Origin of the sequence: Nocardia shimofusensis NBRC 100134, from assembly GCF_001613125.1 — a bacterium.
Lineage (GTDB): Bacteria > Actinomycetota > Actinomycetes > Mycobacteriales > Mycobacteriaceae > Nocardia > Nocardia shimofusensis.
The window spans coordinates 91,155-106,229 of sequence record NZ_BDBT01000003.1; the positions used below are offsets into that span (position 1 = coordinate 91,155).

The 15,075-nt window shown below is 69.5% G+C and carries 20 protein-coding genes; 5 read left to right on the top strand and 15 right to left on the bottom strand.

All coding sequences use genetic code 11. The annotated features are described in order from the left end of the window. Window positions 1–80: 80 nt before the first annotated feature. From recX to NS3_RS04180, 5 genes are all read right to left on the bottom strand, one after another. Entirely contained in the window at window positions 81–659 is a 579-nt protein-coding gene (gene recX / locus NS3_RS04160) for a recombination regulator RecX (RefSeq protein WP_084495064.1), read from the bottom strand. 490 nt (window positions 660–1,149) lie between these two features. Further along, complete coding sequence (gene recA, locus NS3_RS04165) at window positions 1,150–2,193, bottom strand: recombinase RecA (protein ID WP_067853800.1); 1,044 nt, start codon at window positions 2,191–2,193, stop codon at window positions 1,150–1,152. A gap of 217 nt (window positions 2,194–2,410) precedes the next feature. After that, the gene (locus NS3_RS04170) at window positions 2,411–2,863 is read right to left on the bottom strand and encodes a nuclear transport factor 2 family protein (RefSeq protein ID WP_067853803.1); all 453 of its coding nucleotides are present in this window, start codon (window positions 2,861–2,863) and stop codon (window positions 2,411–2,413) included. Window positions 2,864–2,916: 53 nt separating this feature from the next. Beyond that, window positions 2,917–3,777, bottom strand: a complete 861-nt coding sequence (locus tag NS3_RS04175; RefSeq protein ID WP_067853806.1) for a pyridoxamine 5'-phosphate oxidase family protein — start codon at window positions 3,775–3,777, stop codon at window positions 2,917–2,919. A 53-nt stretch (window positions 3,778–3,830) separates the two neighbouring features. Then, window positions 3,831–4,304, bottom strand: a complete 474-nt coding sequence (locus tag NS3_RS04180; RefSeq protein WP_067853810.1) for a VOC family protein — start codon at window positions 4,302–4,304, stop codon at window positions 3,831–3,833. Between the two features lie 154 nt (window positions 4,305–4,458). Between NS3_RS04180 and NS3_RS04185 the strand changes: the two genes are divergently transcribed. Further along, complete coding sequence (locus tag NS3_RS04185; protein ID WP_067853813.1) at window positions 4,459–4,989, top strand: CGNR zinc finger domain-containing protein; 531 nt, start codon at window positions 4,459–4,461, stop codon at window positions 4,987–4,989. Between the two features lie 46 nt (window positions 4,990–5,035). On the opposite strand, the gene NS3_RS04190 is transcribed toward NS3_RS04185, so the two are convergent. The 3 genes from NS3_RS04190 to NS3_RS04200 all read right to left on the bottom strand — a co-directional run bounded on the left by NS3_RS04190 (window position 5,036) and on the right by NS3_RS04200 (window position 7,240). Continuing rightward, window positions 5,036–5,230 (bottom strand): DUF3046 domain-containing protein, encoded by a 195-nt coding sequence (locus NS3_RS04190; RefSeq protein ID WP_067853815.1) that lies wholly within the window; start codon window positions 5,228–5,230, stop codon window positions 5,036–5,038. Window positions 5,231–5,303: 73 nt separating this feature from the next. Further along, complete coding sequence (locus NS3_RS04195; RefSeq protein WP_067853817.1) at window positions 5,304–6,467, bottom strand: glycosyltransferase; 1,164 nt, start codon at window positions 6,465–6,467, stop codon at window positions 5,304–5,306. Window positions 6,468–6,532: 65 nt separating this feature from the next. Further along, the gene (locus NS3_RS04200) at window positions 6,533–7,240 is read right to left on the bottom strand and encodes a PIG-L deacetylase family protein (protein ID WP_067853820.1); all 708 of its coding nucleotides are present in this window, start codon (window positions 7,238–7,240) and stop codon (window positions 6,533–6,535) included. A 116-nt stretch (window positions 7,241–7,356) separates the two neighbouring features. On the opposite strand from NS3_RS04200, the gene NS3_RS04205 reads away from it, so the two are divergent. Next, window positions 7,357–7,944, top strand: a complete 588-nt coding sequence (locus NS3_RS04205; RefSeq protein WP_245649458.1) for a peptidylprolyl isomerase — start codon at window positions 7,357–7,359, stop codon at window positions 7,942–7,944. A gap of 93 nt (window positions 7,945–8,037) precedes the next feature. On the opposite strand, the gene NS3_RS29410 is transcribed toward NS3_RS04205, so the two are convergent. The 6 genes from NS3_RS29410 to pgsA all read right to left on the bottom strand — a co-directional run bounded on the left by NS3_RS29410 (window position 8,038) and on the right by pgsA (window position 12,000). After that, complete coding sequence (locus tag NS3_RS29410; protein WP_169811592.1) at window positions 8,038–8,211, bottom strand: hypothetical protein; 174 nt, start codon at window positions 8,209–8,211, stop codon at window positions 8,038–8,040. 117 nt (window positions 8,212–8,328) lie between these two features. Then, the gene (gene pspM / locus NS3_RS04210) at window positions 8,329–9,192 is read right to left on the bottom strand and encodes a phage shock envelope stress response protein PspM (RefSeq protein WP_067853826.1); all 864 of its coding nucleotides are present in this window, start codon (window positions 9,190–9,192) and stop codon (window positions 8,329–8,331) included. 55 nt (window positions 9,193–9,247) lie between these two features. After that, complete coding sequence (locus NS3_RS04215; RefSeq protein WP_067853828.1) at window positions 9,248–10,075, bottom strand: PspA/IM30 family protein; 828 nt, start codon at window positions 10,073–10,075, stop codon at window positions 9,248–9,250. A 197-nt stretch (window positions 10,076–10,272) separates the two neighbouring features. Continuing rightward, the gene (locus NS3_RS04220; RefSeq protein ID WP_067854520.1) at window positions 10,273–10,707 is read right to left on the bottom strand and encodes a helix-turn-helix domain-containing protein; all 435 of its coding nucleotides are present in this window, start codon (window positions 10,705–10,707) and stop codon (window positions 10,273–10,275) included. 127 nt (window positions 10,708–10,834) lie between these two features. Beyond that, complete coding sequence (locus NS3_RS04225; protein ID WP_067854523.1) at window positions 10,835–11,326, bottom strand: CinA family protein; 492 nt, start codon at window positions 11,324–11,326, stop codon at window positions 10,835–10,837. Further along, entirely contained in the window at window positions 11,323–12,000 is a 678-nt protein-coding gene (pgsA, locus tag NS3_RS04230) for a CDP-diacylglycerol--glycerol-3-phosphate 3-phosphatidyltransferase (RefSeq protein ID WP_067854526.1), read from the bottom strand. Before pgsA ends, NS3_RS04225 begins: the two co-directional genes overlap by 4 nt. A gap of 146 nt (window positions 12,001–12,146) precedes the next feature. On the opposite strand from pgsA, the gene NS3_RS04235 reads away from it, so the two are divergent. Together NS3_RS04235 and NS3_RS04240 are read left to right on the top strand one after the other, a co-directional pair. Beyond that, window positions 12,147–12,713, top strand: coding sequence for an amino-acid N-acetyltransferase (locus NS3_RS04235; RefSeq protein WP_067853831.1), 567 nt, complete (start codon window positions 12,147–12,149; stop codon window positions 12,711–12,713). 58 nt (window positions 12,714–12,771) lie between these two features. After that, a complete protein-coding gene (locus NS3_RS04240; protein WP_067853834.1) occupies window positions 12,772–13,056 on the top strand; it encodes a YciI family protein in 285 nt (94 codons plus the stop codon). Window positions 13,057–13,131: 75 nt separating this feature from the next. On the opposite strand, the gene NS3_RS04245 is transcribed toward NS3_RS04240, so the two are convergent. Next, window positions 13,132–14,148 carry a TerC family protein gene (locus NS3_RS04245; RefSeq protein WP_067853837.1) on the bottom strand — a complete coding sequence of 339 codons (1,017 nt, stop codon included), beginning with the start codon at window positions 14,146–14,148 and terminating at the stop codon, window positions 13,132–13,134. A 214-nt stretch (window positions 14,149–14,362) separates the two neighbouring features. Here NS3_RS04245 and NS3_RS04250 point away from each other — a divergent pair, with 214 nt between their 5' ends. Beyond that, a complete protein-coding gene (locus NS3_RS04250) occupies window positions 14,363–15,046 on the top strand; it encodes a GAP family protein (protein ID WP_067853840.1) in 684 nt (227 codons plus the stop codon). The last annotated feature ends 29 nt before the right edge of the window (window positions 15,047–15,075 follow it).

The following is a 15,075-nucleotide window of genomic DNA, read 5'->3' on the forward strand; positions in this document are numbered from 1 at the left end:
CCCGGGCCGGCCGCGACCGTATCGGAGCGGTCCGTGTCGACGTCCCCGTCCGACCGCGCGGTGGCGGCTCGTCGTGGCGCTCAGTCGATGCGGTCCGGCGGCGAATCGGCAGCGTCGAGCGCCCTCATTTCCTCTTTCACCACGGCGTACGCCGTCGACTGGCTGTAGCCGCGCCGGGCGAGCATGCCGACGAGACGGCGAAGAGCCTTGTCGCGCTCCAGATCTCGCGGCATGGTGCGCAGTTTGCGACGGACCATGTCGGCGGCGCGGACCCGTTCGTCGTCATCGCTGACCGCGGCGAGCGCGGCGGCCGCGTCCGAGGGCGCGACGCCCTTGCGACGCAGTTCCTGGGCCAGAGCCTGCCTGCCCTTGCCGGAGTAGGTGTGCCGCGAATTCACCCACTGCTCGGCGAAGGCGGCGTCGTCCACGAGCCCGACTTCGGCGAGACGCTGCAGCGTGCTCTCGACGATCTCCGGGGTGAACCCCTTCGCGGCGAGACGCTGCGCGAGTTCGGCACGGCTGCGGGCGCGAACAGCGAGCAGGCGAAGGCACGCGTCCTTCGCCTGCTCGACCGTCCCACCGTGCGGGGTGCGCCCCGGCGTCGACCGGCTCTCGCCCGCCTCCGTCTCCCGCGCATCCCACTCGGATCCGGCCGCCACCGGATCCGCCCGGCGGGCCGCGCGACCCGCGCGCGCCGACCGGGAGCTCTTCGGCTTCCTGTCTCGCTCTCCCCCGCCGTAGCGACCTCCCCCACGGGCTGCTCCGCCTTCGGCTGTTCCCTCACGGGCCGCGTCGCCGTCGGGTTCGACGTCGCGCTCCTCGGATGCGCTGGGGCCCACGCCGGGGTCTCGACCACCGTGGCCGCCGCTGTGGTTGCCGCCTGCGCCGACGATCTGGCGGGTGGACCCGGTCGAGCGCGCCCGCTGCGGATCGGGCTCGCTCGACCGGGTTCCCGGGCTGTCCACGTCGGTCGAACCACCTTCGACCCACGGGACCCGTTCATCGCCCGCTCGCCGCTGTGCCGCGGCGGTGTCGGTCCGGCTGCGGCCGGCGGCGAGGAGTTCGTGCAGCCGGCGGCGCACGTCGTCGACCGGATCGGACCGTTGTTCGGCAGAACGATCCGGCACGACCCGCCTGCCGGCGACCGGCTCAGAAATCGGCGGGCACCTCGGCCGTAGCCTCGGCGGTCAGGTCGGCGCCGATACCGAGCTTCTCCTTGATCTTCTTCTCGATCTCGTCGCGGACGTCGGTGTTCTCCAGCAGGAACTTGCGGGCATTCTCCTTGCCCTGGCCGAGCTGGTCGCCCTCGTAGGTGTACCAGGAGCCCGACTTGCGGATGAAGCCGTGCTCGACACCCATATCGATGAGCGAGCCCTCCTTGGAGATGCCGTGCCCGTAGAGAATGTCGAACTCGGCCTGCTTGAAGGGCGGGGACACCTTGTTCTTGACGACCTTGACGCGGGTCCGGTTACCGACCGCGTCGCTACCGTCCTTGAGGGTCTCGATGCGGCGCACGTCCAGACGCACGGAGGCGTAGAACTTCAGCGCCTTACCGCCGGTGGTGGTCTCGGGCGAGCCGAACATGACGCCGATCTTCTCGCGCAGCTGGTTGATGAAGATGGCGGTGGTGCCGGAGTTGTTGAGCGCGCTGGTCATCTTGCGCAATGCCTGGCTCATCAGGCGGGCTTGCAGGCCGACGTGGCTGTCGCCCATCTCGCCCTCGATCTCCGCGCGCGGCACCAGGGCGGCCACCGAGTCGATGACGATGATGTCGATGGCGCCGGAGCGAACCAGCATGTCGGCGATCTCGAGCGCCTGCTCACCGGTGTCGGGCTGGGAGACCAGCAGCGCGTCGGTATCCACGCCCAGCTTGCGGGCGTAGTCCGGATCCAGCGCGTGCTCGGCGTCGATGAACGCCGCCACTCCGCCCGCGGCCTGCGCGTTGGCCACCGCGTGCAGCGCGACGGTGGTCTTACCCGAGGATTCCGGACCGTAGATCTCCACGACGCGGCCGCGCGGCAGACCGCCGATGCCCAGCGCCACGTCCAGCGCGATGGAACCCGTCGGGATCACCGAGATGGGCTGGCGGGCCTCCTCGCCGAGGCGCATCACCGCGCCCTTGCCGAAGCTCTTCTCGACCTGGGCGAGTGCGAGCTCGAGGGCCTTGTCGCGGTCGTAGGCCTGTGGTGCCATGTCCTGTCCCCTTTTCGACGGGTAGGTCTGTTGTCCTGGTTGGCGCCCACAGTAGAGGGCGGCACCGACAAGTTCTGACGCCGAGCCTAGCCGAACAGATGTTCGACTCCAAGTGACTCGCCGGACCGATCGGATCACCCGCCGACGGCCCGGCGATCAACCCCTCATCGAGCTGAGACAACACGGCCCACCCCGGCACGGCCCACCCCGGCACGGCCTACCACTGTGGCAACGGCGCGTCGTCCTCGTCGGGGCCGCGCGCGCCGAAGATCCGCCGGTCGGCCTCGGCGATGGCGACGTCGTTGATGCTCGCCTCCCGGCGCGACATGAGACCGTCCGCCGCGAACTCCCATTGCTCGTTGCCATAGCTGCGCCACCAGCCGCCCGCCTCGTCGTGCCATTCGTACTGGAAGCGCACGGCGATGCGGTTGCCGTCGAAAGCCCACAGCTCCTTGCGCAGCGCGTATCCGTTCTCCTTCTCCCACTTCCTGGTGAGGAAGTCGACGACGGCCGACCGGCCGACGAAGTACTCGTCACGGTTGCGCCACACCGAATCCTCGGTGTACGCGGCGGCGACCCGTTCGGGATCGCGGGTGTTCCACGCGTGCTCGGCGGCACGCACCTTCTCCGCCGCGGTCGCGCGGTCGAACGGGGGTAGCGGTGGTCGCATGAGGAAGTCCTCTCGGTGGGGAGTCATGGGTACGTGAGCGGGAAGGCCAGAGGTCAGGGATTGACCGGGGACAGTTCGGCAGCGCCCCAGCGCAGCGGGCCGTCCGGCCACTCGAACACCTCATCGACGGTGAAATCGATCGAGCACTGTGCGCCCGGCGCGAAGGTCGCCGGGTCCCAATTGAATTCGGCCGTCCCGGTCAGCTGCAGCGCGCCGCCGGTGGTCCAGTCCGGGATCAGCAAGCCGCAGCGCGGGTGGGCGAGGAGATTGCCGAGTGTCATGAACATCGAGTTGCCCCGGTAGTCCGGCCAGCGCAGCCGGGTCGGCGACAGCACGCTCAGGAAGCCGGGATTTCCGCCGCGGTGCGAGGCGTCGGCGTCACCGTCGGTATCCGCGGTGGCGACGAAGAAGGTGTCCGCCGCCGCCACGGCAGCCCGCTGGGCCGGGTCGAGTTCCGTGCTCCTACGGGGCTCACCGGCGAGGTGATCCATCGAATGGGCGACCACCTCGCGGCGCGCGATGTACTTCGGGCAATTCGAATAGACCTGTTCGGTGGTGATCGCGAGACCCCCCTCGCGCGGCAGGGACCTGCCGTTCACCCGCATCCGCCTGCGCTTGGCCGGTTGCAGCGCGATCATGCCGATGCGGGCGGGCGCGGACAGCGCCGCGGCGAGCGGATCGCCGACGGCGGGGCGGGCGGCGAGGTCGATCGAGGTGCTGTCGTCGGCCCGGGCCGGCGGGACCACCCGGAGGAAGCCCGGCGCCCCCGACAGCGCGCTCGCCCACAGCCTGCCGTCGCCGTCGGCGGCCGACACCACGACCATCGGCTGCGCGGCCAGGAATTCGGCGGCCACGGGCGGGATGCCGGTGCGGATGGTCCGGCCGACCTTGGCCGCGACAGCGTCCTGCCCCATTCGCCGCTGGACGGCGAGTTCACCGGGATGAAAGGGTCCCACGATCGCCACCCTCAGAAGAAGCCGCAGGTGGGTGCGGCTCCGTGGGGCGCGGGAGCGGTTTCGGCGCCCGCGGGCGCGTACACCTCCAGCCGGATGCCGTCGGGGTCGGTGAAGAAGATGCCGCCCGAGGACACGCCTTCGCCGTGCGCCACCACGCCGTCGTGCACCAGGTCGACGCCCAGTTCCCGCAGCTTCGCCTCGACCGAGCGCACCTGCTCCATGTCGTCCACCTGGAACGACAGGTGATGCAGGCCCGGCGTACTCGTGGAGAACTCACCGTCGGACTGAGCCCAGAGCGCGAGCATCAGCCTGCCGTCCAGGCCGAGGAACACGAAGCGGGTCCGGCCCTCTCCGCCGCTGGTGATCTGTTCGAAACCGAGCGCGCGCCGATAGAACTCGGCGGAGCGATCGATGTCGGAGACGTTCATCCCGACATGTCCCGTCGTGAGCACGGGCGCGGCCACCGTTGTCGTCGAGCCTGTCATTGCGTCCTCCTGAAATATCCAACCGCCTTTTGCGGTTTCAACGGTTAGAACCGTATGGCCGACGGGCACACAGTGTCAACCCCCTAAATGTGATTTAGTGGTTAGAAAGGCGGTGACCATGACGCGGACAGACCGCGGCTCGATACCCTCGGGCATGCCCGATCCGCGCCCGCACCTCGGTGAACCGCTGGCACTCGACCTGCTCAACACCCGTTGGATGGACAACGGTCCGCGGGATCTGCTCACCGACGTGACAGGTTTGGGCATCTGGCTGACCTCGGCCGGGCTCGCCGAACAGGCCACGGCCGACGAGCCGACACTGGCGGCGGTCCTGGAAGCACGCGCGGCCATCTACGACGTGGTCGTCTCGGGCATGCGCGAGACACGCACCCACGCCGCTCTCAACGCAGTCCTCGACCACGGGCGGATACGGCGCGCTCTGCGGGCTTCCGGCCCCGTCGCCGAACCCGAGGTCGCGACGGCGGCTCGGCTGCCCGGCTGGCTCGCCGCGGAGAACCTGCTCGAACTACTCGCCGAGGCGCCGGATCGCATCCGTCAGTGCGCCCACGAGCAGTGCGTTCTGTTCTTCTACGACACCTCGAAAAACGGCACGCGGCGGTGGCATTCGATGTCCACGTGCGGCAATCGCGCCAAAGCCGCCCGGCACTACTCCAAGAAGTCGTGAACCGCCCGGCGGGGCCGGACCAGCCGAGAAGGGCTGAACCAGCAGCTCACCAGCGGGACTTCGGAACGTCGAACTCGGCGCACAGCGCCCGCCACACCTCGCGCGGATCGATACCCGCCTCGATCGCCTGCGCTCCGGTGCGGCCGCCGAGGGCCAGAATGGTGTGATCGGCGAGCAGGGCGTCGCCCCGCACACTGCCGAACTCGGTGTGCAACAGCTCCTGGAACTCCGTCAACCGCATCGTCCCGAAGATACTCGCGCCGGTTCGCCACCCGCACCGTGCCCAGCACTCGCGGTCCGGACGCCCTCGGCTGTCAGCGCGAGCGCACTCGGTCGAGCACCCGGCGGCACAGTTCGACCGGATCGCCGACCTCGGCAGCACCCATCGACGCCTCCTCGGCGGCGGCGGTGTAGCGCGGATGATCGAGCATTTCCTGCACGGCGGTACGCACCGATTCGGCGGTCAGCGGCCGGACGATGATCGAACTGCCTTGCCGCGCCGCACGATTGGCCAGTTCCCATTGATCTCCACCGCCGGGCACGGTGATGATGGGGACCCCGGCGAGCAGGGTCTTGGCGAGCAGGCCGTGCCCGCCGCCGCCGACGACCACCGCCGCGTGCCGCAGCAGTTCGTCCTGCCGGCCCAAGCCCGCGGTGGCCCAGGACGGCAGATCGGCGGGTGGGGCGTCGAGCATCGAGATCGCCACCCGCACACCCGCTCCGTCGAGCGCGCGCAGCACGGTATCGACCATCCCCTCGACCCCGGTGTGCGCGGTGGACGGGGCGACCATCACCAGCGGATCGTCGCCCGGCGGCAGCTCGAGCACATCGTCGGTCGGCTCCCACAGCAACGGGCCGACCAGGTGCGCGTTGTCCGGCCAGTCCGGGCGCGGAACCTCGAGCGCGGGCAGCGTCGCCAGCAGACGCGCCGCCGGTCCCGGATCGACGGAGGGCAGGCCGACGCTCTCGCGGGCACGGGAGCGCTGTTGTTCGCCCTTGCGTACGGCACGGTCGGTCATCGCCCGCAGTACCGAGTCCCGCAGTCTGCCACGCACACCCTCGCCCACCGCGAGCCCGCTTCCGATGGGCGGCAGGCCTTTCGACGGCAGATACAACGGATGTGGCGAGAGCTCCACCCACGGCACGCGGAGCCGTTCGGCGGCCATTCCACCACCGGCGGTCAATACATCGGAGACCACCAGCTCCGGCAGCATGGCACTGAGGTCGGGCAGGATCTCGGTGGAGATGTGGGCGGCGCGCTCGTGGATGCGCCGCCCCGCGTCGGCGTCGTCGTCGATCGCCCTGGGCGCCAGGCCTTTCAGCCTGCGCACCGGAATGCCGGCGCCTCTGGCGGTATCGAACCAACGCGGTCCGGTGAACAGCACCGGTTCGTCGCCCGCGGCGAGGAACCGCTCGCACAGTGCGAGCGCAGGGAACGCATGGCCGGGGTCCGGACCGGCGACGACCGCAACACGCATCGGCTCAGCCTGCCACACCCGGGGCCCGGCACCGGGCACACCCCTGGCGCTCCCGGACGAAACTCTCACGAGAAGAAATACAACCGGACCCCCACCGCCCGCTCGGCCGGGAAACCCTCGATCGGTGCGGTGACCATGTCGATGACGGTTCGCGCCTGCTGCTCCACCGGTTCGGGGCTCAGCGCCTCCAGGTAGCGCCGGTGCGCGGACAGCGAGATCACCGCCTGGTCGACGGTCTCGGTGACATCGACCGCGTGCGTGGGCCCCGGGCCGGTCACCGCCGCCCAGCGCGCGAGCCACGGTTCCAGGTCGGCGATCTCGGGGAAGATCCACTCGTTACCCGCGTCGGAGACCGCGTCCAGGCCCGCGCGCCCCACCGCGCGGTGGTCGGCGCTGTTGACATATCCCGAGGCCCAGGTGTCGCCGAAGTTCCCCAGGATCACCATTTCGGGACGATGTCTGCGAATGGCGGCGGCCAGATCCTGTCGCAATCCGAGGCTCGCCTCGAGGCGGCCGTCCGGGTAGCCGAGGAACTCGACCTCGTTCACCCCGACGGCGGCCGCGGAGGCCAGTTGCTCGCGTTCGCGCAGCGGCCCGGATTCCGCCGGCGGCAGGCCCGCGATGCCGGCCTCACCGCTGGTCACCAGCACGTACCTGATGTCCTTGCCCTGCGCTGTCCAACGGGCGACCGCAGCGGCGAGGCCGTACTCGATGTCATCGGGGTGAGCCACGATCACCAGGCCACGATGCCAGTCCTCGGGTATCTGCTCCATGCGCCCATTCAACACCGGCTGTCGCGGCGGCCACCGTGCTTCCGCCGAAGCGCCTTGCCCGGCCCGAAGACCGGCCCGGTGAGCAACTGCACAGCTCATGATGTAGACACATGCGCATGATGAAGCTCACACGTGCCGTGGCGGTCCTCGCACTGGCGCTGTTCACCGTCTTCGCACCGGGCCCGCTGACCGCGCCGAACGCGCACGCCGACACACTGCCCCGGGTCTATCTCGACCTGGCCATCGGCAATGCGCCCGTGGGCCGGGTGGTGATCGAACTGCGCTCGGACGTGGCGCCGCGCACCGCCGAGAACTTCCGCGCACTGGCCACCGGCGAGCAGGGCTTCGGCTACCGCGGCTCGTCACTGCACCGGGTGATCCCCGGATTCATGGCTCAGGGCGGGGATTTCACCAACGGTGACGGGACCGGCGGCACCAGCATCTACGGCCCGTCCTTCCCGGACGAGAACTTCGAGCTGTCCCATGACGGACCGGGCGTGCTCAGCATGGCCAACCGTGGACCCGACACCAACAGCTCCCAGTTCTTCATCACCCTCGACGCCACCCCGTGGCTCGACGGCAAGCATGTGGTCTTCGGTTCGGTGGTCGAGGGCCTCGAGGTGGTTCGGACCGTCGAGCAGGTCGGCACCGAGGACGGCGGGACCTACCTGCCGGTGACGATCAGCGACAGCGGCGCGCTCTGAGCCGGCGCTCGCGACCGAGCCGTCTCGAGAACAACACGGGCCGTTCACCTTTCGCGAGGTGAACGGCCCGTGTTGTCGACGGCGGGTAGGGGGTCAGGGCTTGCCGACCGGCGTGCGGTCGTTACTCGACACCGCCTTGAACAGCAGATACGCACCGAAGACGAGGGCGCCGACCACCAGGACCGGGAACAGCCCTTCAATCAGCGCGCCGATGATCGCCAGCGCGATCCAGACGATCGCTACGACACCGATGATCTTCCACAGCATTTCCAGCCTCCCGGAGGTCTTCTCCGATCGTCGTCCGACGACCCGACACCTTCAGACTGGCACTCAGGTCACCGGAAATCAGCAGGTCAGGCGGGATATCCGGGTGGAAATCAGGGTTCACCCCCAGTGCGGACGCAGGGTGTGCTGGTCGGCCAGCTCGGTCAGTGCCTGGGCCCAGCCGTCGAGCCGGTCCGCGGCGTCGCGCAACTCGGCGACAATGCCCACGAACTGATAATCGACGACGTAATTCTCCGGGACGGCCAGCACGTGACTCGCCGCGGCCAGCACCTGCTCGTATTCGCCGACGCCGTGGTCGAGCCTGGCCAGGGCCGCGCGCACCGTCTCGGCCAGCGACGAGGAGACCCGAGCATTCGCCTGCCCGACGACCTCCAGCGCCTGCTCCATCTGCACGATGTCGGCGGCGAGCGCGTGCAGGGCGGCGGCGCCGGCGGCGGCGGTCTCGGCCAGTTCGGCGAGTTCGGCGGGCGGGAGCCTGCGACCGGCGGCGATCTGGGCGGTGACGCCGTGCATCACCCGTTCCGCCCGGACCAGCCGAGCGATCGACGTACGGGCCGCCGAGCGCAACGGTGGCTGCCGCCGGGGCTGGAAGCGGGGCGGCGGCAGCGGAACGTCGCGCATCTGCAGGTAACGCCGCGTGTTGTAGGCGGCGCCGGTGACCGCGGCCACCGCTCCGCCGCCGAGGGCGACGACCGCCCAAGCGGGCGCCGAGATGATGACCAGGCCGACCAGGCCGACGGTGGTGATCCCGGAGACCGTGCCGAAGCGGACACTGCGCCTACGAGCCCGACGCCGCTTGCGCAGTTCACGTTCCCGCGGGTCGGCCCAGCGACGCACCGCGCCCAGTGCCTGCTCACCCACGTCACGCAAGGTGTCGGGCAAGGCTACCGGCGCCGGTGCGCCGTACGGTGCGTGCGCGTACTCGGCCGGGGCATACCCGGCGGCAATTCGCTTGCGGCTCATGTACTTCCTCACACCTGCCACGAACCGAGCACCGTCGGCTCACCTGATCGTGGTTCTACTGCTGAGCGGTCTGTCCCTTGTTCAACTGTGGCTGGGCCTGGGCCGGATCGGCTTGGGCGGGGTTCAGCGCGGCGTCGGCGCCACCGGCGGGCAGCGCGTCGCCGCGCATGGAAGCACGAATCTGCTCGAGCCTGCTGTGCCCGGCCATCTGCACGCTGGCCTGCTGCACTTCCATCATGCGGCCCTGCACCGAGTTCTGGGCCAGTTCGGCCGAGCCGAGCGCGTTGGCGTAGCGGCGCTCGATCTTCTCGCGCACGGCGTCCAGGCTCGGGGTGCTGCCCGGCGCGGACAGCGTGGAGTCCATCTGCTGCAGCGAGGCCGAGACCTGCTCCTGCATCTTGGCCTGCTCGAGCTGGCTGAGCAGCTTGGTGCGCTCGGCGACCTTCTGCTGCAACAGCATCGCGTTCTGCTCGACCGCCTTCTTGGCCTGGGCGGCGGCCTGCAGCGACTGGTCGTGCAGCACCTTGAGATCCTCGACGGCCTGCTCGGCGGTGACCAGCTGGGCGGCGAAGGCCTCGGCGGCATTGGTGTACTGGATGGACTTCTCGGTATCGCCCGCGGCCGCCGCCTGGTCGGCGAGCAGGACGGCCTGCCTGGCGTTGGCGTTGAGCTTCTCGACCTCGTCGAGCTGGCGGTTGAGCTTCATCTCCAGCTGTCGCTGGTTGCCGATGACCGACGCGGCCTGCTGCGAGAGAGCCTGGTGTTGACGCTGAGCTTCCTCGATAGCCTGCTGGATCTGCACCTTGGGGTCCGCGTGCTCCTCGATCTTGGAATCGAAGAGGGCCATCAGGTATTTCCAGGCCTTGACGAACGGATTAGCCATCGATTGATCCCGCCTCCATCTGATGTACCGCTTGCTGCGGCCCGGGGGCGCGACCCTCGCGCACCCGGTTGTGCTTGTCCTCCACGACGCGGCACCTGGACCGGACCGACCCGGCCCAACCGACGCTTACTACAGAATCTAGCCGCTTTCGGCATCCTCCCCCAGCGTCGCAGGAAGCATCACCGCCGCGGCGATCGTCAGTTGCTCTTGACCAGCACCAGCATGTCCGCTGTCGGGGCGGGGATGACGATGCGGGTGTCCTCGTCGATCTGCGGACGGACCGCCGTGGCCGACATCGCCGTGCCCGCCGGTTCGCCGTCGGGAACCTCGTGCCCGGCGGGAGCGGGAAGAGCCGGGCCGCCGGGATCGGGCGCGACCGCCACAGGAGCGGGTTCCGCGTCACCGCCGGCCATCACCGCGCTGACATCCCACAGCACCCGCGACAGCGGCACGTCCAGCGCGTGGCAGATGGCGGCGAGCAGCTCGCTCGACGCCTCCTTGCGGCCCCGTTCCACCTCGGACAGATAGCCCAGGCTCACGCGCGCCGAGGTGGAGACCTCACGCAGGGTTCGGTGCTGGGCGAGACGTGCACGCCGCAGACTGTCGCCGATGGCCTCTCGCAGCAGCGTCATCTCGATCTCCTTCGCTCCGATCACCGTGCGCCGCGTCGGCGACCTGGCCTGGCGCGCACCGCTCTTTCTGGCACAACGTCCGGAGACGCCCGGCGGTTCCCGGGAGGTGGATTCGTCGTGCGGCGAGTCAGCCGCCCTGGACGCACCGGAGCAGTTCCCGTACCGCGGACTGTGTCGCGGTGTGTCTGATGGTCCACCTGTCGCCGGAGAGCCGCAACCGCATCACCTCGGTATGGCACGGTCCGGACAGGCCCAGGAACACCGTTCCGACCGGATGACCGTCCTGGCTGTCGGGCCCGGCGACCCCGGTCAGCCCGACGCCCCAGTCCGCCGCGCAGCGAGTACGGGCACCGACCGCCAGCTGCTCGGCGGCGCCCGCGGAGACCGGCCCCACCGTGGCCAGGAGTTCCTCGTCGACATCGGCCAGGGTGTGCTTGAGATCGGTGGCGTAGACCACCAGTCCACCGCGCAGCACCGCGCTCGCGCCGGGCACCCCGGCCAGGGTGGCCGACAGCAGGCCCGCGGTCAGCGATTCCGCGGTGGCGACGGTCTGCCCGGCGGCGCTCAGCGCGCGCACGAGTTCGGCGACGGGTGCCCCGGCCGTCAGCGGGTCGCTCATGCGCCGCGCAGCCGGGACGAGCCGGCGAACCACACCCGCGCGGCCTGGCCCACGTAGTCGAGCCCGGTCACCACGGTGAGCACCAGCGCGAGGTACATCAGGATCATCCCGAAGGTCTCGAACGCGCCCGACAGCGGCAGCAGCAGCACCGCGATGGCCACCGACTGCACCAGCGTCTTGAGTTTGCCGCCGCGACCGGCCGGGATGACGCCACGGCGGACCACGATCAGACGCAACGCGGTGATGCCGATCTCCCTGCCGATGATCACCAGGGTGATCCACCACGGCAGATCGCCGAGGGCGGACAGACCGATCAGCGAGGCCCCGATCAGCGCCTTGTCGGCGATCGGATCGGCGAGCTTGCCGAAATCGGTGACCAAGCCGTATTTGCGGGCCAACTGCCCGTCGAACCGGTCGGTGACGGCGGCGAGGCCGAACAACGCGGCGGCACCTACCCGCCAGCCGGTCTCGTGGCCGTCACCGGCGAACAGCGCGAGCAGGAACAACGGGACGATCGCGATCCGCAGCATCGTCAGCACGTTGGCGATGTTCAGCAGCGGCACGGGCGCGTCCGAGGACGCGGCGACGAAGTGCGGGCGCTCCGGGGCAGGCGCGGGCGCGGGTCGCGACCTCGCCGTCTCCGTGGGCGCGAGATCACCACCATGACTGTCGATCACGCGCGGACCTCACTCCCGCGCGGGGGGCTCATCGGGCCGCGGACCTGCGGTTGCGCTGCCCCGACGCGATGCGGTGGGCGGAACGACAGGATGTGCGGCACACGATCAGACTATCGGTAACCCGGCCGACTACTGTGCACCCCATGACCTCTCGGGGACCGATCAGTGGTCCGACCAGCGATGCGCAGCCCGGCGCGACCTCCCCCGCTCCCGGCGCCGAACCGGTCGTTCGCCGTGCCCGAACCTCCGACGTCGCCGAGATCAAACGGCTGGTCGACGTCTACGCCGGTCGCATCCTGCTGGAGAAGAGCCTGGTCACCCTCTACGAGGCGGTGCAGGAATTCTGGGTCGCCGAGCTGGACGGCGCGGTGGTCGGGTGTGGCGCATTGCACGTGCTCTGGGCCGATCTCGGCGAGGTGCGCACGGTGGCCGTGGATCCGGTGGTGAAGGGTCGAGGCGTCGGCGGGCTGATCGTGCGCAGGCTGATCACGGTCGCCAGGGAACTGGAACTGCGCAGGCTGTTCGTGCTGACCTTCGAGGTGGAGTTCTTCGGCAGGCACGGCTTCGCCGAGATCGACGGCACGCCCGTCACCGCCGAGGTGTACGCCGAGATGTGCCGCTCGTACGACACCGGCGTCGCGGAGTTCCTCGACCTCAGCTACGTGAAACCGAACACGCTCGGCAACACCAGGATGTTGCTGAATCTGTGAGCCGCACGTCCGTCCGAGCGTGCTCGCGCCCCGCCCGACCGACCAAGGAGCGATATCCGTGCCGACCTTCGCCGTCCACTACACCTACTCCGAGGCCACCGTCCCCGCGCGCGACGCCCATCGCCCCCGGCACCGCGCCTGGCTGACCGATCAGGTGGAGTCCGGGGCGCTGCTGACCAGCGGCCCCTACACCGACGGATCGGGCGCGCTGCTGCTGTTCCGCGCCGAGGACGAGGCGAGCCTGCGCGTACTGCTCGCCCACGACCCGTTCGCACAGGAGCGGCTGATCGATGCGGTGCGGATCGACGAATGGCAGCCGGTGCTCGGCGCCTTCTCGGCCTGACCGGCCGATCGTGTCGGCCCGAGGCGACGAGGAGCCCGGCGTGCGGCCCCGCCGGGCTCGTCGTGTCGGCTCCGACTAGTGCTCGGCCTTGTCCGATGTTCCCGGCGCCGCCTTCGCCATGTTCCTGCCGCGCGTCTTCACCAGGCTGGCGACCGTGGCCACGACGAGCACGCCGAGGATCACCGCCAGCGAGAACGGCGTGGAGATCTCCGGCACGCTGACGTGCTCACCGCCGTTGACGAACGGCAGTGTGTTCTCGTGCAGCGCGTGCAGCACCAGCTTCACACCGATGAAGGCGAGGATCGCGGCCAGGCCGTAGGACAGGTAGACCAGCCGGTCGAGCAGACCGCCGATGAGGAAGTACAGCTGGCGCAGACCCATCAGCGCGAAGGCGTTGGCGGCGAACACCAGGTAGGGCTCTTCGGTGAGACCGTAGATCGCCGGGATCGAGTCGAGGGCGAAGAGCAGATCGGTGAAGCCGATCGCCACCAGCGCGAGCAGCAGCGGGGTGACGACGCGTTTGCCGTCGATCCGGGTGACCAGCCGGTCGCCGTCGTACTCGTCGGTGGTGGGCAGGACCCTCTTGGCCAGCGCGACGATCCTGCTGTCGCGTTTCTCCTCGGCCTCCACCTCGTGCCCGCTCTCGCGCAGCAGCTTGATCGCGGTGTAGACCAGGAACAGGCCGAACAGGTAGAACACCCAGCTGAACGCGTTGATCGCGGCCGCACCGACGGCGATGAAGGCGCCGCGCATCACCAGCGCGAGCACGATGCCGATCAGCAGGACCTTCTGCTGATAGATCCGCGGCACCGCGAAGGTGCTCATGATGATGAGGAAGACGAACAGGTTGTCGACCGACAGCGCCTTCTCGGTGACGAAGCCGGCGTAGTACTCCCCCGCGTAGGTCGAGCCCCATTTCCACGCGACATAGCCGCCGAAGACCAGCGCCAGTCCGATGTAGACCGCCGACCAGAATCCGGATTCCCGGAAGCTGGGTTCGTGCGGGGTCCGGACATGGGCGAAGAAGTCGAACACGAACAGCCCGAGAACCACCGCGACAGTGATCACCCACTCGAGCGCACTCACCTGCATGCTGAACTCCGATCGCCGATCATGACCGCCATAATGCCGGATTTGTCCACTATCGCCGACGCCTGAACCTCGCCCCCATACTTCCACATCACACCGTTCCCGCTGGTGACAGCGTCGGCGGGGTGAAAGGTGTGCCAGAGCCGAACCCCGCCGTGGTGAGCATGATCACCCCGATACGGCGGCGAACGCGGCCCGCCGTATCTTCGGAACCGCCATGTTGACTCTGCTTCCTGCGCTCGCCGGTTTCGCCTTCCTCGATTCCCTGGATCTGTTGCTGGTGGGCGTCACCGCCGCGGTGATCTACGACAGCAGACTGCGCAGGCGTTCGCCGGTCCCCGCCGGTCTGGGGTTTCTGGCGGGTGTTTTCGTCGCCACGGTGGCATTCGGCGTCTGCACCGTGCTCGGCATCGGCTGGCTCACCGACCTGTTCGATTTCCGACTCACCCCCGCGATCAGATTCCGGGGCGAACTGCTCGCCGGAACGGTCCTGCTCGTCCTGGCCGCGCTGCCCGCGACCGGTCAGCGCAGCACGCCGCCCGCCTGGGCGATCGAGTTGCGCGGCAGGCCGCTCGTGCTGGCGCTGGCCGGCCTGGCGATCGGTGTCATCCAATCGACCACCTCGGTGCCGTATCTGGCGGGTCTGGCGATGCTGTCGGCCTACCACGCGTCCGCGACGGTGTGGCCGTCGATCCTGGTCGCCTACGGGGTGATCGCGCTGCTGCCGCCGATGCTGCTGCTGGCGCTGGCGACCCGGCGAACAGCGAACGCGCGACAGGCGTACCGGCGCATCACCAGGGCCGTCACCCGATTCGGACCACCGTCGGTGCGCATACTGTTCGCGCTGGCGGGCATGGCGCTCGTCGGCGACGCGATCGCCCATCCGGCCGACCTGTGGTGAGCGTGTCCCGGCCGCGGATCCGATCATCC